12 protein-coding genes, 2 pseudogenes and 1 riboswitch are annotated in these 19,636 nt (G+C 43.9%); of the genes and pseudogenes, 3 read left to right on the plus strand and 11 right to left on the minus strand.

The window, feature by feature from the left end:
- Positions 1-126: 126 nt before the first annotated feature.
- Positions 127-1,029 carry an SUMF1/EgtB/PvdO family nonheme iron enzyme gene (locus QQK89_RS00345; protein WP_284236399.1) on the minus strand — a complete coding sequence of 301 codons (903 nt, stop codon included), beginning with the start codon at positions 1,027-1,029 and terminating at the stop codon, positions 127-129.
- An 83-nt stretch (positions 1,030-1,112) separates the two neighbouring features.
- Positions 1,113-1,748 carry a glycoside hydrolase family 11 protein gene (locus tag QQK89_RS00350; protein ID WP_284236400.1) on the minus strand — a complete coding sequence of 212 codons (636 nt, stop codon included), beginning with the start codon at positions 1,746-1,748 and terminating at the stop codon, positions 1,113-1,115.
- A gap of 268 nt (positions 1,749-2,016) precedes the next feature.
- A riboswitch (ZMP/ZTP riboswitch) is annotated at positions 2,017-2,102 on the plus strand.
- A gap of 82 nt (positions 2,103-2,184) precedes the next feature.
- Here QQK89_RS00350 and QQK89_RS00355 point away from each other — a divergent pair.
- Together QQK89_RS00355 and QQK89_RS00360 are read left to right on the plus strand one after the other, a co-directional pair.
- Positions 2,185-3,021 (plus strand): annotated as a pseudogene (locus QQK89_RS00355) (bifunctional 5,10-methylenetetrahydrofolate dehydrogenase/5,10-methenyltetrahydrofolate cyclohydrolase); the annotation flags it as partial.
- 66 nt (positions 3,022-3,087) lie between these two features.
- Positions 3,088-3,678, plus strand: a pseudogene (locus QQK89_RS00360) (cyclodeaminase/cyclohydrolase family protein); the annotation flags it as partial.
- 337 nt (positions 3,679-4,015) lie between these two features.
- On the opposite strand, the gene QQK89_RS00365 reads toward QQK89_RS00360, so the two are convergent.
- The 6 genes from QQK89_RS00365 to QQK89_RS00390 form a co-directional block, all read right to left on the minus strand.
- Positions 4,016-5,365, minus strand: coding sequence for a restriction endonuclease subunit S (locus QQK89_RS00365; RefSeq protein ID WP_284236402.1), 1,350 nt, complete (start codon positions 5,363-5,365; stop codon positions 4,016-4,018).
- Entirely contained in the window at positions 5,365-6,783 is a 1,419-nt protein-coding gene (locus QQK89_RS00370) for an N-6 DNA methylase (RefSeq protein WP_284236403.1), read from the minus strand. The genes QQK89_RS00365 and QQK89_RS00370 overlap by 1 nt, the downstream gene beginning before the upstream one ends.
- Positions 6,780-10,043 (minus strand): type I restriction-modification system endonuclease, encoded by a 3,264-nt coding sequence (gene hsdR / locus QQK89_RS00375; RefSeq protein ID WP_284236405.1) that lies wholly within the window; start codon positions 10,041-10,043, stop codon positions 6,780-6,782. The genes QQK89_RS00370 and hsdR overlap by 4 nt, the downstream gene beginning before the upstream one ends.
- A 214-nt stretch (positions 10,044-10,257) precedes the next feature.
- Entirely contained in the window at positions 10,258-13,506 is a 3,249-nt protein-coding gene (locus tag QQK89_RS00380) for a DEAD/DEAH box helicase (protein WP_284236406.1), read from the minus strand.
- 15 nt (positions 13,507-13,521) lie between these two features.
- Positions 13,522-14,685, minus strand: a complete 1,164-nt coding sequence (locus tag QQK89_RS00385; protein WP_284236407.1) for a sigma-70 family RNA polymerase sigma factor — start codon at positions 14,683-14,685, stop codon at positions 13,522-13,524.
- Between the two features lie 306 nt (positions 14,686-14,991).
- Positions 14,992-16,218, minus strand: a complete 1,227-nt coding sequence (locus tag QQK89_RS00390; RefSeq protein WP_284236408.1) for an RtcB family protein — start codon at positions 16,216-16,218, stop codon at positions 14,992-14,994.
- 177 nt (positions 16,219-16,395) lie between these two features.
- Here QQK89_RS00390 and QQK89_RS00395 point away from each other — a divergent pair, with 177 nt between their 5' ends.
- Positions 16,396-16,596 carry a hypothetical protein gene (locus QQK89_RS00395; RefSeq protein WP_284236409.1) on the plus strand — a complete coding sequence of 67 codons (201 nt, stop codon included), beginning with the start codon at positions 16,396-16,398 and terminating at the stop codon, positions 16,594-16,596.
- A gap of 102 nt (positions 16,597-16,698) precedes the next feature.
- Here the strand turns inward: QQK89_RS00395 and kynA are convergent, their stop codons facing one another.
- Genes kynA through kynU form a run of 3 tightly spaced genes read right to left on the minus strand, consistent with a single transcriptional unit; the run spans position 16,699 to position 19,501 of the window.
- Complete coding sequence (gene kynA, locus QQK89_RS00400) at positions 16,699-17,532, minus strand: tryptophan 2,3-dioxygenase (protein ID WP_284236410.1); 834 nt, start codon at positions 17,530-17,532, stop codon at positions 16,699-16,701.
- 19 nt (positions 17,533-17,551) lie between these two features.
- Positions 17,552-18,178, minus strand: a complete 627-nt coding sequence (gene kynB, locus QQK89_RS00405; protein ID WP_284236411.1) for an arylformamidase — start codon at positions 18,176-18,178, stop codon at positions 17,552-17,554.
- Positions 18,179-18,199: 21 nt separating this feature from the next.
- Positions 18,200-19,501: a kynureninase gene (gene kynU, locus QQK89_RS00410; protein ID WP_284236413.1), complete on the minus strand. Its 1,302-nt coding sequence runs from the start codon at positions 19,499-19,501 to the stop codon at positions 18,200-18,202.
- Positions 19,502-19,636: the final 135 nt, after the last annotated feature.

The following is a 19,636-nucleotide window of genomic DNA, read 5'->3' on the forward strand; positions in this document are numbered from 1 at the left end:
CATCTCCTTTTATCACTCCTTATAGTGTAACAAATAACAAAGCACACCACATCAGCCGCGTGTTCTACACGAACAGCGCTCCTGATGCGATGTGCTTTTTGGTAAAAAGATATTTGCGTCCACGGTTCACGCACCACGCACCAATCGAAAGCCCTGATCTGGGCCAAAGCCGTTTGGCTCGAACTTGCCCCGGAAAGCCGACTCGGCGCTGCCGATATCGCCAATCCAACCGCCGCCTTTCACTACCCGCATGGCGCCGTTTGGCACATCTTGCCCTACGTACCAGTCAAAGCACCACTCGCGAACATTGCCCGTCATATCGTACAAGCCTAATTCGTTAGGCTTCTTCATCCCAATGGTTTTTGTTGAATCATGATTGTTCTCTATCGCAGGCCAGGTCCAGTCTCCCATTAGATACTTATCCCCGGCATTTCTCCAATACCATGCTACTTCGTTGATTTTATCGCTTCCGCTGTATTTGAAGCTCTTGCTCTGCTGCCCGCCGCCTGCGGCATATTCCCATTCCGCGTCTGTTGGAAGCCGGTAGCCATTCGCGCCTTCGCTAATCGTTACCGTCCATTTGAGCTGATCGTTTTCGCTTTTGTTATTCGGGTCCTTCGTGTTCTTGTCCAGGTTGTAATAAGGCTTGAGACCTTCCTTCACGCTTCTCGCATTGCAATACTGAATGACGTCATACCAGCTTACCATCTCGACGGGAAGTCTGCCGCCCTTGAACTGGGAAGGATTGCTTCCCATCACGTTAACCCACTCGTCCTGGGTCACCTCGTATTTCCCGATATAGAAATCCGGAAACGTGATCTCTTTGCCGTAGTAACTGGATTTCGTATTGGCAAAAGCTCCGCCTTTGACCAGCACAAAGCCATCAACAGGGCTAACAGACTTGGGAGATTGTACGGCGGCTGCATTGGCAGGGTCAGTCTGCGCTTTCTTGGGCGGCTGCTGCTCCTCCGAGCAAGCGCTGAGCAAGACCATTGCGGCTAATAAAGAACAAGTTATGAGCTTTCTCATCGGTGTATCTCCTTTGAGCGATGGAAATAGAGAAGGCCGACGTCAGGAAGACCGGCCGGCCAATCTCTTTTTTTAAAATCAGATTACCACACCGTTACGTTCGAGCTGCCGCTGCTTTGGTAACCCTCAGTCGCGAGGACTTGGTAGGACCAGCTGCTGCCGAGGTTCATGCCTTTGCTTTTCCAAGCGTTAACGTGGTTGGCGAAAGTAATGGCGACGTTGCTGCCGGTTGCACGCTTCGATTGGCGAACGCTCCAATATTGCGTGAAAGTAGCCGTTCCGTCGATGGAAGGGGCGTTAACGCGTTGCGCTGTATAAATATCGTAGGTTCCGCCGTCGCTGCTTACAGTGCCTTTGTACGTACCCGTAGGTCTGTAAGTGCCCCAGCTGTCGACTACGTAATATTCGATTAAGGAATTTCTTGTCCAGCCGTAGAGAGTCAGATAACCGTTACCGTTTGGCGCCCATACGCCTGCGTTGTAGTTGATAACACGGGAAGCTGAGCCTGTATTCCAGCCTTTACCTACGACGAAGTTGCCGGTATTCGACCAAGTCACGCTATAATTGCCGCCAGAACCGTTAACCGCGTTCACCGTTCCGCCGCCATCCGTCCAGTTCTGCCAGTAGTCTGTTGCCGCATTAGCCGTTGCCGCGAATAAACCGATACTCATGGAAGCTGCCAGTACTGCTGTCATAACCTTCTTTTTCAACTTGAACATAATCTACCTCCTGGAATTGTTATAGCTTGTCAACAACTTTCACCTGCAACTTAAGCGAATCAATTATGCGAGCTGATTCTGGTTGAAGTCGATCGTTATTGTGACTGGCCTTCTCTGCTACGCTCCGGCTTCCACCTCCTTCTGAACAAGATTATAGAGAGAAAACGCTTTCAAAATAAGGAATAAATTAAAGGGTTATCCCCCTTGGATTTAGGATGCCGGTAGAAAGCTTTTCATCCCATGGATACTTTGCTAGAATGAAACCAATAAACCTGTATGTGACTGGCGAGAAAAAGTGGAATTAACCACGAGGAAGCATACAGCTGGATCGTTCCGTTCGCCTGGGAAAAGTATCTGCGATTGACTCGTATTGCTACGAGCATCCGCGGATACTTTTTTTCGTTTATCTTGAAAGAATGAAACGGAGGACAACGGGATGACAACCATTATGAAAGCCAAAGAAGCAGCCGATCAGGTCTACGCTTCCATTAGAGCGAGAGTAGAAGAACTGAGGATGAATGGTCTTGCGCCGAGTATGGCGACTATTCTAGTCGAAGGAGATCCTGCATCTGCGTATTATGCACAAGCAAAGCAACGAATTGCCGATAAGCTCGGAGTAGCTTTTAGCCTCCATTCCTTTGAACCCAACGTCGAGGAGAAAGAGATTCTTGAGCTGATCTCGCGCTTGAATAAAGATTCGTCCGTCCACGGCATTATGCTCGAGCTGCCTTTACCCAAGCACCTGTCAGCAAGCACGATTGAGAAGGCGATCTCCCCGCTCAAAGACGTAGACGGCGTGACGCCGGACAACAAACTAGCTACCGTTACCGGAGCTGAAGGTCTTTATCCCGCAACGCCTCAAGCCTGTATTCGACTTGCCAAACATTTCGGGCATACACTGGCAGGTAAAAATGTCACCCTAGTAGGAAGAGGCCAAACCGTTGGTCTGCCCTTATTTCATCTGTTGCAGCGCGAAAATGCTACCGTTACCGTATGTCATTCACGCACTCCCGATATCGCCAAACATCTCCAGCATGCGGAGATTGCTTTTGTAGCGGTTGGACGTCCTAATGTGGTTACTCCCGACATGGTGCATGAAGGTCTGGTCATCATTGATGCGGGTATTAATGAGGTTGAGGGCGGGAAGATAGTTGGGGACGTATCGGCGGAAGTCAGTTCCCATGTTGCAGGGATATCTCCTGTTCCGGGTGGCGTCGGCACCTTAACCACTGCGATTCTGTATGAGAATCTATTGAAAGCTATAGATCTCCAGTGCAAAGAATTGGACAGTGAGAAGGATTCCGGTCCCGTTTCATGGGATAGCTCGATCCACCTGTTCCTGCAGCAGGCTGGCAGCTCGAATCCTACGCCTGGAGGCGGAAGTGTCGCCGCCCTTATTGCTGCACTCGGTGCGTCAATGACTTCCATGGTCGGCAATCTGACCAAAGGTGAGAAGTTTGCCTCTATCCAGCAACAGGTTGCTGGAGTTATAAGGACGATGAACCATTTGACCGAGCAATGCGAGGAGTTGCTCCATGCCGATATCCGGTCGTTTAATCAGTATATGGATGCGTTGAAACTTCCGAAGAGAACCGATGAAGAAAAGCTTCTGCGCAGCGAGGCTATCCAAAAGGCTGCAATTCGAGCAATTGAAGTGCCCCTTCGTCTTATGGAAATATGCCGAACAGGGATGTCCAGCACGTATAGCATTGCGGAAACGTCCAACAAGAATGTGATTTCCGATTTAGGTATAGGAGCCATTTTATTCGAAGCCGCAGCGCAGTCTGCTCTGTTGACGATTGAGATTAATCTGGGTTCGCTTAAGGACCAAGAGATGAAGCAGCAGTATGAAGATAAGGTACGGTTGTTGAGTGGAGAGATTGGGGAGTTGAAGAGTAAGGCTTTGGTTGTTGTTAGGGGTAGGATATAGACATAATAATTACTGTGATCTGAATCACTTACACACTAACAATAGTTTTTAATATAGATACGCAAACAAAGAAGCCACTTCTATAGTGACTCCTTTGTTTGCAATTTGTAATTTACTTATTCATTTCATTAGTTTGTTATTATTTTTGACCTCCACGCTGCCAGTGTGGTATTCGCGGTGTCCTACAATGAATCGATGTGTCCGAAAACATGCTGTAGTGCGGATTTTCGGACTTCGGTCTGCTTTGCTATATCCTTGGATTTCCGATGATAATCCAGGGTTCATGATCATTGATGTGATCACAAATCACCGTCTTGGCGCTGAAACATTCGTCTCATTATTGAGTTAATACTACTTCATTTAGCAATTCTAAAGCACTTTCTTCGCTTGGATCGTTTGTACCTAGCTCACCACGGAATGCACGAGCTAGGATTGCTTTCTTCATTTGTTCAATTTTATCGATAACATCTGTTATTCCATTAGCGTTCTTTTCACTGTCAAATAGCCTGTTCAATATTCGTACTATTTCTTGTTGCTCTTCAAGTGATGGGACAGGCAAAGTAAAAGCAGCTATTTTTTTTGCATTAATATTGGACTGGTTTACACCATCGCTTTTCACAGCATTACAATATTCTTTTGCTCGAACTGAGTTCATAACATAGTTCAGATAATCTCCATTCATCTGGTTATCGTATTTTAACCGTATTAGGTAACCAGCAAATATTGCAGGGTACTCCCCTCTATAGATCGATGTTTTCCCAACTAGCTCTGGACTGTTCGTTCTGTTAAAAAGCACATCTCCAGGCTGAAGTATATACTTACCTATATCTTCTTCATCGTCTGAATAGGCGAGATTATTCCAATCAATCTCTCCATCCTGTAAATTCCCCATACGAATAACTACCACTTTACCTTCATCGGAAGACTTCTTTGATGTACCGTACTGTAACGATGAACATACATCACCTAATTCATTGACTTCCCAACTATCCATACCCACGCCATGCGTTTCACGCCACTTCGCAGTGAGCTCCCCTGTAAAAGCTTTGTGTAGGATAGCGGCTTTACGTGTGTCAAAGCTATCTAATGCATCTTGTGCCAGTTCTTTCGCCTGATCAAGCTTAGCAAACAGGCTTTCAATACGGTCAATAATTCGTTGTTGTTCAGTGATTGGTGGTAGAGGTAATGCAATAGCTTCGATCTTCTTAACAGATAGATGCTTTACTGTAACACTCGATGTAGCATCTTGTATTTCTTTCAACTGCCGTGGCAAATAGTAAAACATATACTTATCTAGTAATGCTTTGTCATTTACCGATTTAATCTTACAAACACGTTGGTTTAGTAAACTTACTTCACTCTTCCATGAAGCAATATTAAAGTCACCATCCATACCAATTAATAAATCACCAGTATTAACGTGATATAACTCAGAGCATTCCTGCGATGTATACGTCTCAGTAAATCCTCGAACAATATCTCGAATACGAATTAATGGAAATCCATCCGCGGGTTTGTTGGAGAACAAGCTTGAGTCAAATGGAAACCCGCTTAATGTATCGATAAAATTATCTAATTTCGTCCAAATCCAATTCGTAGGAACTTCATACGGTTGCTCATCATCTGCCAATATCGCCTGTTCTAATAATTCTTCAGCTGATAAATTCTGCTTCTTCCCTTTAGCCATTAGCGACTAACCTCCAATGACTTCAATTCCTTTACAACGCTCATAATCAAATCAACGGCTTCTTCAAGCTGCGCTACGACTTCTTCTCCACTTTCAATCGGATCTGGAAGGTCGTCATAGTTAAGCACGCTATCATCACGAATAAGACCTAGATCGAGGCTATTGCTCTTTTCTCGGATTTGTTCACGAGTGAATACATTCCATCGCTCATCCTGCACCTTTTGACGATCCTCCGCAGTGTAGGACGAAACAAACGCATCAAAATGCTCAGCCTTAAGAGGTTTCGTTTTACCAAATGAAGTCATGTTGGTGCGCAAATCATAGAACCATACTTCTTTCGTATTGTTCTTATCGGAATTACCACGCGTAAAGAAGAGGACATTCGTCTTAACGCCTTGAGCATAGAAAATCCCTGTCGGCAGTCTTAAGATCGTATGTAAATTACACTTGTCCATCAAGTCATTTCGGATAGACGCACCATCACCTTCAGCAAAGAGTACGTTATCTGGAAGGACGACAGCCGCACGTGCTTCGTTGTTTGCTTTCAAGCTGCGGTAAATATGCTGCAAAAAGTTCAACTGCTTATTCGAAGTAGGATAAGTGAAGTCATCGCGAGTTGCACGCTCGCCGCCTTTCTTCGTTCCGAACGGTGGATTCGTGAGCACTACATCAAAGTCCTTCATTATCTTTCCTTGATTAGACAATGTATCACCTAGCTTGATTGGTCCTTCTAGATCATGCAACATTGCATTCATCAAGGCCAAACGATGGGTTTCATGTACAAGCTCAGATCCTGAGAATGCATGTTTTCGCTGGAATTCCTGTAACTCGGGGGATAGAGCAAACAAATCATCTGTCTGATCCTTCACATAGCGATCCGCAGCGATCATAAAACCGAATGTACCGCAGGCAGGGTCATTGCATCGTTCGCCTGGGCGCGGATCAACAAGCTTCGTCATCACGTCGATCAAGACACGAGGGGTGAAGTACTGGCCAGCACCTGACTTCTTCTCATTTGCATTTTTCTCAAGCAAGCCCTCGTACAGGTTGCCTAGCCCTTCTTCCTTAGCCGAATACCAATCAAGTGCGTCTATCGATATAATGAGCTTTTCCAGATTCTTGGGCTCATCGATATTCGAGGAAGCACCTGCATAAATCTCACGTACTCGACCTTTGATATCCTCGCCTAAGTGGTTGAGTAGTTCCTTATAGAATTTCTTTAGCTCAATTCCCTTGGGCTTAAGCAGTTGATCCCAACGATACTGCTCAGGGATTTCCTTTTCCGTCTCGGTTTCTTTTGCCATTTTCAAGAACAAGATATAGGTAAGCTCCGTTACATACTGATGATACGTGATGCCGTCATCTCGGAGAACGTTACATAAGTTCCATAGTTTAGATACGATCTCTTGGTTGTTCACGCTGTTTGTCCCCCATCTTCAAATAAGTACTGATTCAATTCTGTAATAATGGTATCAAGTTGATCGCGGAAAATCTTATTCATACGACTATAACCGCCTTGATTCTTGAATGCACCAGTGTTTAATAGATCACGATCTAATAACGGCTCGTGCAACAATACTGTTTCAATTCGTCCTAGCCAATCCAACTCCATCTTACTGAAGGAGTGATTCCGCTTCAGTTTGGTAATTGCAAGTTTTGTGCGTTCTGCTCGGCTGACGAGTGCAGATCCAAGCGCTTCCTTGCGAATAAAGCTGATGATGTCTGCTGTAATGTCATCATTAGACAGCTGCTTCCAGGCAGAGTTCAACTGCTGTTCTGAAAACCCTTCGCGATCCAGTTCCAATCGTAGACTCTTTAAACTTTCACGCGTAAGATCGCTTGGCCTAGTACAAACCACTTGGAGAGCAGCGATCTTGTTCATGTTGTTTGTAATGAATGCTTTGAACTCATCCAAGTAATCTTTCGGCTTTAAGCCTTTGCCATAACCACGGTCATGAGAGACAAGCTCATCCTCTTTATCTGAAATCACTACAGCTCTTGGCTTACCTTTGCCGCTTTCATTCATGATATCAAAGACTTTCCGATGTTCAAGTACATAGGCTTTAGCTTGCTCAACTGGCATATTTTTGACTTTCTCGATGAACTGGTCAGGCGTATCACCTTGTGCAATGTCACGGAAATGGGCCATAACATCTTTCGTCATGTTCCGTTTCTTGCGCTGTAGCTTGGCAACAATAAGATCAATTTGATTTTGCAGCTGCTTCTCGGCCGGTAGAGCATAAAGTCCATCCAGCAAATCATCAAAAGATGTAGAAGGCTGAATCACGACCTGTTTCATTGTATTAACGTCATCAAGCGACTCATATACGCCAACTGGATCGTAGATCTCAAAATGCGTCTTGCCGATCTCAGGACAGAGACGGGTAGCTCGTCCCATCATCTGTTCAAAGAGGATACGTGACTTGACCCTACGCATGAAAGCAAGAGTAGTAATCTTAGGTACATCAATGCCAGTCGTTAATAGATCAACCGTAACGACGATATTGGGATAGCGTTCATTCTTGAAGCGTTTGATCGCTTCCATGACTTTCTTTGGATTCCCACCGCCGATGCTGCCTGTGATCTTCATGACCGCATCGTTGTCTACACCGAATGGCTCGTAAATTTCTTTGAGCAACTTCACAATGACATCGGCATGGCTATCATCAACGGCAAAGATCAGCGTCTTCGCGTCGCCCTCTGGATTGATGTCCTGGGCAATCTCGGACAATACGGTTCGATTGAAGTTCTCCGTGATGACCTGACGGTTAAACTTCTCCACATCGAATTTTAACTCATCATCCAGCTCGCCACTATTTGTAATTTCTCCCGTTACAGGATCGTAAATCGGGACTACTTCACCTTTCTGATAGGCGATTCCTTCTTTGCTTAGCTTGGTAACAATCGTATGCGGCGCATCATGATCGACAAGGTAGCCTTCAACTACAGCGCGACGATAGGTGTAATTGAATACGGGCTGACCAAAAATCTGTGTCGTTTGAATAGCAGGAGTAGCCGTTAAGCCAATTTTGACCGCATTAAAGTATTCGATGACAGCGCTATATTTGCTCATGTAATCTTCCTGATTACGATATAACAGCTCGTCGTCGCTCATGTCCTTGTCTAAAATATAACCACGGTGCGCTTCATCTACAATAATAAGGTCATAGTCGGAAACAGCAGGGATGGTTTCTCCCTCATTGTAGAGTACACGCTTGACCAAGCTTTGTACCGTGGCGACATGAACCTTGGTCTCTCTATCAATGTCTTTGTCGCTAAGCTCCTTGATGTTGTAGATGTTATCTAGTGTCCATAGATCTTCAATTTTGACTTCCTTAAACACATCCTGCGCCTGTTCACCAAGCGAAGTACGGTCAACAAGGAACAAGATGCGCTGAAAACGGCTAGATTTCAAGAAACGATACAACATGCCCAATATCGTTCGCGTCTTACCTGTTCCCGTAGCCATCGATAGAAGTACTTTGTCCTGTCCATTAATAATGGCTTGTTCAGCGGCTATAATCGCTTCAATCTGGTATTCGCGAAGGTTGAGGCCATCTGGGTCACGCAGCAAATCATAAGGTGTTGCACCTAGGGCTTGATCGGCTGTATCCGTATCTTTGCTGAGCAACTCCATAATGCCATCTGGACTCATCCAGCCTTGGAGGGCTTTGGAGATATTCGATTGTTTACGCACATCGAGGAACCAGATCCCCGATTTTGTCTCAAGTTGCTTCAAGTACTTCCGGCCATTCGTTGCAAATACAAAAGGTACTTTATACTTACTCCAATTACCCACTTGATAAGCAGCATGTTCTTCACTTACGGATTGTGCATATTCCTTACACTGGTTATCGATTACGGATGGAATATCGGTATATTGACGCTTTGCTTCAATAATGCCAATTATTTGAAGCCCAACGAATAAAGCGTAATCGGCATATCCAGATTTTCCACTGGAATTACGAGTCGGCCATTCAGCAATCGCAAGATTACGACCTTTTTGAGGTCTAGTGCCCTTCGAATATCGCAAGTGAACCGAATCTGCCTCCCATCCGACCTTACGTAACTGCTCGTCGATAATATACCTCGTCTGCGCTTCGGAAAGCTGAAGCTGCTGGGCTGCGCGACTTCCTCTTGAGGTACGTTCCTCAATCGTCATCGATTGGGCTACCTTAGCTTTTTCAGCAAGCTTCGTTAGCTCTTCAATCCTAGATTCTTTCTCTCGAAGGATAGCTTCGTAATCGACCTTATCTTGTGACTTTTCAAGAGGTAACACAAATCGTTCAGGACTATACTGCCAGTCTCCGTACGTTTGCATGAACCAAATGCTCAACTCATGGGTCATGCCTATCAAGATTTTGCATTGATCAAGTGAATCGTAGTTCGCATGCACAGCTTTATTCCGAGCCATACGTAAGCTGTATAAGATATCGTCAATCTCTCGTGGCAGCAGTCCTTGACCCTTCAATAGCTTTATGCGATTGGCATGCGTGTTGTCGTAACTTGGAGGTTGAATGCCATCAAACTGCATCATGAGATTGACGATCGTTTCGCCCAGTAATCCTAACTTAATTAAGCATGAATTAGGGTCCGAATAAAGATATTCTTCAGCGGTTGCGCCTATTTGAGCAAGTACAGGAAAGTTGCTCTCTAAGAATATAAAGTTAGACTCCACTCTTCTCCTCCTTATGTACTGATAAGTTACACTTAGCCCTCTCCGCATAGAACCAGAGCGAAGTATGTCTTAAGTACTATTCATATTTCGCTATAATGACCACAAGTTCCTTCAACCAGTATGGACATTTACGTAACTAAACAAAAGAGCACCCTTAGGTGCCCCGAGTCATCCAGGTAACTTTTCCTCGCCTTCTGGGACGTACGTGTTAATTTTACCTACTAGAGTTATTTTGTAACGCTAATCTTCGTTCAACTTCCTCAGGTATTCTTCCTAAGAAATAATCTTCAATTAGCTCCCAGAATTCATCAGTTCGAACTTCATTGTCGAATAAATACCTTAGCATTTCAACAGACATTTGATGACGAAGTCGAACATTAGCTAGTATTACATTTTGATATACTGAAGCTTGATTAACAGTTCGTTCCAACTGAGATCGAGAGTTCACACGAATATAAATTTCCGGGCTTTCACCCCCATTAATTCGATAGATAAGCAGACCCATTGCTTCCATCAAGCCTAAATACAAATACCTTTTTTCTTGAGCGGATCCGAACACTTTTGGTTCAAAAATTTCATACTTATTAGAAGCTATTGAATTAGCTAAATCACTGTCTAACAGATTCTTTGTCTCATTATTTATCCAGTCAAGGAAACCAGCATATCCTGTATTAAGAAAATGATACGCCTGTCTGGATTCATCGAACTTCATAAACCTATTATAGAAATTACTAGTTTTTTTTATTAACCGGTCGTATGCATACATCGAGTTGAGAATGACCTCTGCCAGCATATCGACTTGGTATTTCGAGGTCAGGCCCGTTTTCTGCTTAATATTCAAAGCAACCTCTGAAACTGAAAAATATTTGCGGCTTCTTGCAAATTCCGAGAATACAGAGCCAATGTGTTCTACCCATTGGTTAGTTTCCATAATAAATGCTTTATGATTATTTTGTTTAAGCGTCAGCTCTAGTTTTAACACAGGAGTTAACTTACCTTTAAACGGTAACTTCACTTTGCTATCCTCAATGTAGTAAAAGTACTTAAATTCAGGAAATGAAAGGTTCGAATATTTATCTTGCCAAATCGCTTTTAAATCACATGTCAATATAACTCGTTCTGACAGTCCGCTTCCGAATTTACTAATGACTCTAAAATATTCCGAGTAATGCGGATAGATCAACTTCATATCTGAATTTGAAGCCATTACGTATTCTTGGGCAAACATACTTCTTGGTCGTGCAACAATCGGGGAGTAGCTCAGTTTAGCTAGAAAATCCTTCTCAATAATTAAGAGTGCTGTTTTAATTTTATTATCTATATCATCTTGTTGATCTCGTCCGCTTCCATCCTCAAAGATATGACGAAACTCATCTGCACTCACTAATAAATTACGGACATTTTCTCCGCGATTCTGTTCTATAATCATCAGTATTTTTCTAATAACCTCAATTAATTGCCCTTTTCTGATTGTAGATATGCCATGGAGCCTTTGCACATGAACAAAATCTTTAGCAAGGTAGTCAAAATAGGCATAACCGGTCGGCAGGTCACGTGCTGCACGACCGATTTCTTGAACGAAATCACATACGTTACCAGTTGGTGCGTAATGATAAACATTTAGAATATCTGGAATATCAATCCCCATTCCAAATGCTTTGGTCGCTAACATCACTTTTGAATCGCCATTTTTATAACGCAAATAATTTTCCTGCTTCGCTTCTTTTTCTAATGATCCAAAATAAACAGAAAGTGATTGGCGAAGCACCAAACTCCCATATATACTGCAGAATTGCTTAAAATCATGGATTGATTTAACTGTTGGGAAATACACTAGTGTTTTTTGACCTCTCGATGCATACCCCTCTAATCTCCCTAATAAGATTTTATTTTTATCCGTAAGATATTCATTAAATTTCTTAGTCTCATCAACTTTCTTCTTGATTCTTATCTCTAGATTATCTCTTTTTACATAACCAAAGTAACTTATTGGCGTTATCATATTAAGACTGTTACGTGTCTCTTCGTACATATCCTCTAAGCCACCATAAATAGCTGTAGCTGTAAAGGTTGCAATTGGGAAGTTCATTTTTTGTCTTAGTTTTGATAAGTAGGTTCCTAAGTACCAGTAGTCTGAACGAAAAGCTTTGCCCCAGGTTGTTACAATATGTGCTTCGTCAATGACGAACAAACCGACCTTCCGTTCACCAATAAGTTGAGCGATATCGGATCTACTAAGTAAAGTTTCTGGTGAAATATACAGAATAGATACCTGGCCGTTTCGAATTTTCTCTTGAATCTCAATACGCTCAACTGGTGTAATATTGGAATTTATTGTTGCACTTATTTCAACATTACGTGATACCAGTCCTTGCACCTGGTCTGTCATAAGACCAATAAGTGGAGAGATGACGATAGTAAGTAAATTGTATTGTTCAGCTAAATATATTGCTGGGATTTGAAACATCACGGATTTACCGGCACCCGTTGGTGAAGTTACAAAAATATCTTTATACGGTACCCCCGCACTAGCCTTTTTCGCTTCCTGTACTATGTCGTCGATGATTTGACTTTGAGGGATTTCTACAGTAGTTTTCTCACGTCCACGACTTTGAATATTCCGATACATTTTTAGATTTCTAAAACTTTTATGCCCCCAATATCTGCTGAGAATTTTTTGATAAGGTGATATATCCCGTTCAGGAGTACGGTCCATTTCTTTTTGAACAATCTCAATTCGATAGCTTGGTGCTAACTTTTGTATCAATTTTAAACGATTATAATATTTATAAGGGGCTTCTGCTGGCTCACTACTAAAAACAATTCTGACCGTATGATCGGGATGCTTTCCGAGCAGCAGTCTATTTTCTAGCTTTAAAAACTCATCTTCTGAATCGTTTAGCTCTAGTGTTACATCCGCATTATTTTCTAATTCAACAATCGGAATCTCCTTAAGCAATTTAAATGTATAAAAGGGAATCGACTCTTCGTTTTGCTCAGCATATGTTACAAACCAATTATTTTCAATTCTCCGGATATTCCCATAAACTTTGCTAAGTAAAGCAAGTTCATGTTCGCTCTCTTCATTAAATTCTAATTCGATATTCGATTCATCAGTTTGAAATGGATATAACGCTGGATATGTAAGATGATAGAGATTGTTATGAAAATACTTTACCTCATAATACAGCGGGAGAAGCTCCGACCCCACTGCAAGTTCCTCTTCTCTTGTACACCAAACCCATTTATGAGAGTTAGCTTGCTGAAAAAGTTGAGGTATCAATTCTGCTTTTTTGTTAATTAAAGACTCAACACTAATCTCCAAAGACTCTTTAAATAATTTATTTTCTATAATATCCGCTAATTCTGACAATTTAAAACCTTCAAAAACAACCAGTAATGGATTGCGAGTTGTTTTATTGAGATTTGTAATATGGTCAGTCAATATATTGATGAAATCCATGAGGACCATCCTTTTTCATAGTATTTTTTGTTTCCGATTAATATACTGAAGTCTTCCAAGCGCTTTTGATTCTATTTGGCGTATACGCTCCCTTGTTAGTCCAAACACACGTCCAACTTCTTCTAGTGTGCGTGGAGTCCCATCCTTAAACCCATATCTATAGGAAAGAACTTCACTTTCGCGTTCTGTAAGATTCATCATTAGTGAGTGAACAGCTCTCTGAATTTCTTTTTTTTCAGCAAGAATTGCCGGATCTTCAAACTCTTCAGGATGGGTACAGAAAACTTCTAATCTATCATTTGGAACAAAATCTCCAAGCTCTAAATCACCATCCACCTCATTTATTGGCTGATTGATTGAAATAAACCCTAGAAAACGATGCTCAGCTTTCATTGCATCGCAATATTGGTCTTCTGAAATCCCTAGTTCATCACAAATGTCTTGCATGGTTACATTTTCATAGTTCTGTTTAATTATCAGCTTTATCCTTGTCTTTTTAATTAATTTAATCCGTTCCAACATATGAACAGGTATTCGGACCGTTGTGCCAGTATTACATATTGCTCTTAAAATTTTCTGCCTAATCCATAGAACTGCATATGTAGATAAGGATCCATTAAAAGTAGGATCATATCTGTCAATTGCTTCAATCAGTCCAAAAACACCTTCATGACATAAATCCTCTTCTGTTAAATCATGAACCATATATTTCTTACATTTAAGAGCTACATTATAAACAAGCCTCATGTTAGATTCTACTAACTGTTGAAGTAATGCTGGATGATTCGTCCGCTTATACTCTTCTAACAATCGACGGTTATCATGATAATCATTGCTATTTGCTTGTTCAACAGCTCCTCCAATATTAGGAACCAATTCTCTATTTAGTAAAGCATCAATGTCATCCCAATCATCTGATTGAGTCGAGTTTCGTTTTGTAAATTCATCAGATTCTTTTTCTTTGGACATTGTAGCGACTGGCGACACAAATCGCTCAACATCAACATCTACATGCTTATACCTCAGAGCTTTTAGAAAATCTAATATTAACTCAGAAGGAAGTGACTGCCCTAAAGACTTCTCAATTGTTCGTTGGGCAAAGGAAAGTTTTATTCGATGTTTCTTTGGATATGCATCTTGAAACCATGTTAACTTTTCTAGTAATTCCTCTACTCTCATAACGAGGCACCTCGAACAATATTAAAGTTAATATCACAGAAGCATTCTGAAGCTATATTTGTTTATTAAAACTGAAACCTTTTACATTAAGCCTATATCCTCCGGATAATCCATACGCTCAATCAAATCAATCTTTCTGTCATGTATGTCAGCACCTCGTCTAATTTTGTCTCAAACAATTTCTAGGTCTAATTAACTAATCCCTGCTTTTTGGACGGTAAATACAAAAACTCCTTATTTTTATACAAACACCTTATTGACAACAGTTATCCAGCCTCCGTCTAGAACATCACTGGCTTTCTTACATCAATCCTTATAAGGATCATACTCATCCGCTCCCGCCATGCAGACGCCAATCGGTTTCAACACATTCATAATCTCAATCGTATCCGCATGCGCATCCAACACTTCTTGAAGCTTCCGGTAAACAAACGGACTTTCATCGGTACCGGCGCCGCGCAGTTCAACGCCAAACTCCCTAACCGCAGCCATCATTTGTTCAGAGGTAATTTGACCGCCGCTGCGAGTACGGGTTTTCCAGTTCATTTTCCCGGCCGCTTGCGTACGGCTCATAGTTCGTCCCGCTCCATGAACGGTGCTGTAATAGGAGTCCTTGTTCTCTCCGCTGTCCTTCCCTTTGACGATAACCGATATATCTCCCATACTACCGCCGATGAAACCAACTTGCCCAGGTGCGGACGGGGTTGCTCCTTTGCGGACAACAACCACTTCCTTCCCGTCATGCGTCTCTTTCCAAGCATAGTTATGATGGTTATGCACTTCGAGGTCGGCTTCAGCCCCAAGAATGGCAAGCACTTGTTCGATGACATAATCCCTACCTGCATAAGCATAACGGCCAGCCAGCTTCATCGCTCTGTAATACATATCGCCAAGTTCACTGCTAAGGTCAAGCAGCACGGGTGGCTGATCCATTTTCTCGCCAGGCGCTTTCCCGAAGAAGTCTCTTCCTGCAGCCAGATTAATAAATCCGCTTGCCGTCTTATGGCCAAAACCACGGCTACCAAAATGATTAGCGATCCACAATTGCCCCGTTCTTTCCTCTTCAAATAAGTCGACATAGTGGTTGCCACTTCCTACTGTACCTAGCTGACTTTGCGCCAATGCTTTGAGCTTATCATGTTCCTGTTTACCAACCGCTTGGAATGCAGCCCAGTCCGGATCGTCAAAGAGATCATGATCTACCTTTACGTTATTGACTCGGCCTACTCCGAACGAAATTTTACGTGCGATTTCATCCATAATTTTCGTTAGCCTAGGCTTTATGTCTGCAGCTAATAAGTTAGTTCGCACGGCTTTATTCCCGCACGCAATATCGTAACCAACGCCTGAAGGAGAGATTTGACCGTCATAGACAACAACTCCTCCAATAGGCTGACTGTAGCCTTTATGATGATCAGCCATCAGAAGCGTTTGCACGACATTGCCATATTCTGCGCAAGTTTTGGCTTGAGCCAGCGCCCCGCTAACTGGATTACCCCAGACTCGAACACCTTCGATCGTTTGAAAAGCCATATTCTTTTCAGCTCCTATCTCATTCATGTGCTTGTTAGTCTTATTATCGCTTAGCTGCATACAATCAAACAGGGTGAAAGTATGACGAAGGTGGAAGTTGACTTTAGCTTGATAAACTATCTTGTTGCAGTAACCTGTCCATGCTACAATAACCAAAAATGGAAGAAGGGATAAGCAATGAACGCCAAACCACACCTTCACCATCAACGTCTCAACACAGCTCATAACAAGCATAATGAGCGAGTTGCAGAGTTTCATAAACGTCACGCCGCTCAAATTGCGAACGGCGAGAATGGAAATAGTGTTCTAGCAAGATGGGAAAGATTTGTTTATAACAAAACACTGCAATTTGCGAAAAAAATGTCTGAAAAATTTTAAAGGGCTCGCCATGTGGCAGCCCTTTTTTTATTGTGCAATTTTACAATACCCGCGCGAAAACCCGCCTTTGCACAAAGGCGGGTTTCTTATCTTATTCAATCCCTACAACACAGTCCTCAAACTCCACAGCTCCGGAAAATACCGCTGGCTGACGACATGCTTCAAATAATCCACGCCTGAAGAACCGCCGGTACCGCGCTTGAAGCCTATAACCCGCTCCACGGTTCCCATATGGTTGAAGCGCCACTGTTGCTGGCGGCTGTCGATATCGACGAGTTTCTCGGCGAGCTCGTACAGATCCCAATATTGGTCGACGTCGCGATACACCGTTAGCCAAGCTTCCGTGACACTTTCGTTCTCTACATAAGGCTGCGACCAGTCGCGCTGCAAGCACTCTGGATCAATGGTCAGACCGCGAGCGGCAAGCGCGCCAATCGCCGCATCGTAGATGCTCGGCTCACTCATTGCTTCACTCATGAGCTTGAGTAATTCAGGCTGATGCTCGTAAACGGCAAGCACTCTAGGATTTTTCAAGCCCAGCATGAATTCGATCTGCCGGTTCTGATACGACTGGAAGCCGGAGGAATTGCCGAGCTTATGCCGGAATTGCATATATTCCGCTGGCGTCAGCGTAGACAAGACGTCCCAAGATTGAATGAGCTGTTTCTGAATGCCCGAGACGCGCGCGAGCATTTTGAATGCAGGCTCCAAATTGTTCTGCTGAATCGAAGCACGAGCAGCTCTCAGCTCATGGAGGATCAGCTTCATCCATAACTCGCTGGCTTGATGAATGATGATGAACAACATTTCATCGTGGTGGTCGGATAGTCTGTGCTGACTGGTCAAAATCTGATCTAAATGAAGATAGTCCCCGTAGGACATCGATTTCGAGAAATCAGAAACGAGATCTTCTTTGTTTTGCGGCGTGTCGGCCATGTGTTCACAAGCTCCTTATCTATGATGTAAATGGTCGAAGCACCGCTCGTACAGGGCTGCCATCCGCTTCTGCAAGCGGGAGCGGCAACGCGATTAATTCGTAATCTCCCGGAGCGACGTGATCAAGGGCGAGCCCTTCGAGAATATGAATGTCGTGGGCATGCAGGCCGTGATGTGCTGCAAGTTCTTTGCTGTCCAGCGGATCTACGGAAGGAACATCCACTCCGATCAGCCGAATGCCTCGAGCATGCAGGTAAGGAGCCAGATCCGCTCTTAAAAAAGGTATCTCCGAAGGGAACTCATCTGGATTCGTCCAAGAGCTTGTGCGAAGCAGCAGACGAGTCACACCTTCGAGCTCATACGCGGCAAGATCTTCCGCACCGATACTCGAGAGGCCGGATACATCGATCAACCGTGCCGGCCCGACATATAACTCCAGATCCAAATCCATCACCTTGCGGCCATCATTGTCGAAGTGAAACGGAGAATCGATATGCGTCCCCGTGTGAATGCTCATCGTCAGCTTGCCAACGTTCACCGATCCGCTCTGCTCCTTGGACCAGCTTACTTCGTAGGAAAAAGGCGTGTCTCCCGGCCAAGTCGGCGTCCTCTGATCTAGAGGGCGAGAAATATCGATCAAGGTCATTGAGGTGCTCCTTTCTCCATCTTATGCAACGACATCCCGCATATTGGCGAATTTCTCGTATTGTTTGTCCACCATAGTGATCTTTAGCCTTTGCACGGTTTCCCATACATCGCCGTAAGTCGAATACAGTGGAACTGGCGCGAGTCGAATAATATTCGGTGCGCGGAAATCAGGCACAATATGTTGCAGCTCCTTGAGCGCTTTGCAGATTCTTGCCGCATCCTGATGTTCAAGGCTCACATGCCCGCCTCTACGCTCATCCTCGGTAGGATTGCCCAGTGTGAAGCCCATATCACTCAGCTCATGCTCTATTAATTCCATCATATAACGCGTGATATGCAGCGACTTCTGGCGAAGCTTCTCGAGCGTTGCTTCGGCAAACAATTCAAGCGATCCAATAAGCGGCGCCATGCTGAGAATATTCGGCGTTCCGATCTGGAACGCTCCAGCCGTATCCGCTTGGTGGAATTGATGCTCCATATCGAACTGTTTATCTTTACGCGAACCGAACCATCCCGCTAAGCCAGGCGTTGTGCCGTGATGCTTGCGATTGACGTACAGGCTAGCTGTCCCTCCCGGTCCGTTATTCAAATATTTATAATTGCACCAGAAGGCAAAGTCGACATCCCACTCGCTGAACGAATGCGGAATGGACCCAACCGAATGGCATCCATCAAAGCCAATCAGAATGCCGCGCGCATGCGCCTCCGCCGTCAGACGTTTCATATCCAGTAGCTGACCGCTCCGGTACAGCACAGACGGAAGCACGATCAGCGCAACCTCGTCCGTCATCGCGGCGATAATGTCTTCTTCTTGCAGGAATCGTCCATCTCGGCTGGCCACTCGAATGAGATGCTCATCCGGATCGTAGCCATGCAGCTTCAACTGACTTTGCAACGCATAGATATCTGAAGGGAAATTCAACTCGTCGGCGAGAATCTTGGTACGAGTACCTTGAGGCTTGTAGAATGTCGTCACCAGCTGATGCAGGTTCACGGTTGTGGAACCGGTAACAATTACTTCATCGGCAGAAGCTCCAACAAGCGGCGCGCTCATGGCTGCAAGCTTTTCCGCGAGGTAGTACCACGGATGTTGACCTTGCATCCAGCCATCGATGCCCAATGTTCGCCATGCTCCAAGCACGTCGAGCAAGGATTGTTCGGCACGTTTCGAGAGCAGGCCTAGCGAGTTACCGTCCATATAAATGGCGTTTGGATTAATGTAAAATTCGTCACGGTAGCCTGCCAACTCATCTTGTTCATCAAGCTTCCGGGCATATTGTTTGGAATACGGATCTAATTCTTGTTGGTCCTGAGTCATCATGTGCCTCCTACTCCTATTGAACTATAATTCCAGCATTGCTTGATTATCTTAACGTAGAGCTTGCGGGAGCGTCAAACGTCTGACTTCAAGCAAAAAAGGACTCGAGTATTTGTTCTACTCGAGCCCTAAATTATT

The sequence above is a fragment of the Paenibacillus glycanilyticus genome (genome assembly GCF_030161375.1).
Lineage (GTDB): Bacteria > Bacillota > Bacilli > Paenibacillales > Paenibacillaceae > Pristimantibacillus > Pristimantibacillus glycanilyticus_B.

Excerpts from the sequence above, each read along its gene's own strand:
- QQK89_RS00345 (WP_284236399.1), bottom strand. The coding sequence starts at position 1,029 with ATGAGAAAGCTCATAACTTGTTCTTTATTAGCCGCAATGGTCTTGCTC.
- QQK89_RS00350 (WP_284236400.1), bottom strand. The coding sequence starts at position 1,748 with ATGTTCAAGTTGAAAAAGAAGGTTATGACAGCAGTACTGGCAGCTTCC.
- QQK89_RS00365 (WP_284236402.1), bottom strand. The coding sequence starts at position 5,365 with ATGGCTAAAGGGAAGAAGCAGAATTTATCAGCTGAAGAATTATTAGAA.
- QQK89_RS00380 (WP_284236406.1), bottom strand. The coding sequence starts at position 13,506 with ATGGATTTCATCAATATATTGACTGACCATATTACAAATCTCAATAAA.
- QQK89_RS00385 (WP_284236407.1), bottom strand. The coding sequence starts at position 14,685 with ATGAGAGTAGAGGAATTACTAGAAAAGTTAACATGGTTTCAAGATGCA.
- QQK89_RS00390 (WP_284236408.1), bottom strand. The coding sequence starts at position 16,218 with ATGGCTTTTCAAACGATCGAAGGTGTTCGAGTCTGGGGTAATCCAGTT.
- QQK89_RS00395 (WP_284236409.1), top strand. The coding sequence starts at position 16,396 with ATGAACGCCAAACCACACCTTCACCATCAACGTCTCAACACAGCTCAT.
- kynA (WP_284236410.1), bottom strand. The coding sequence starts at position 17,532 with ATGGCCGACACGCCGCAAAACAAAGAAGATCTCGTTTCTGATTTCTCG.
- kynB (WP_284236411.1), bottom strand. The coding sequence starts at position 18,178 with ATGACCTTGATCGATATTTCTCGCCCTCTAGATCAGAGGACGCCGACT.
- kynU (WP_284236413.1), bottom strand. The coding sequence starts at position 19,501 with ATGATGACTCAGGACCAACAAGAATTAGATCCGTATTCCAAACAATAT.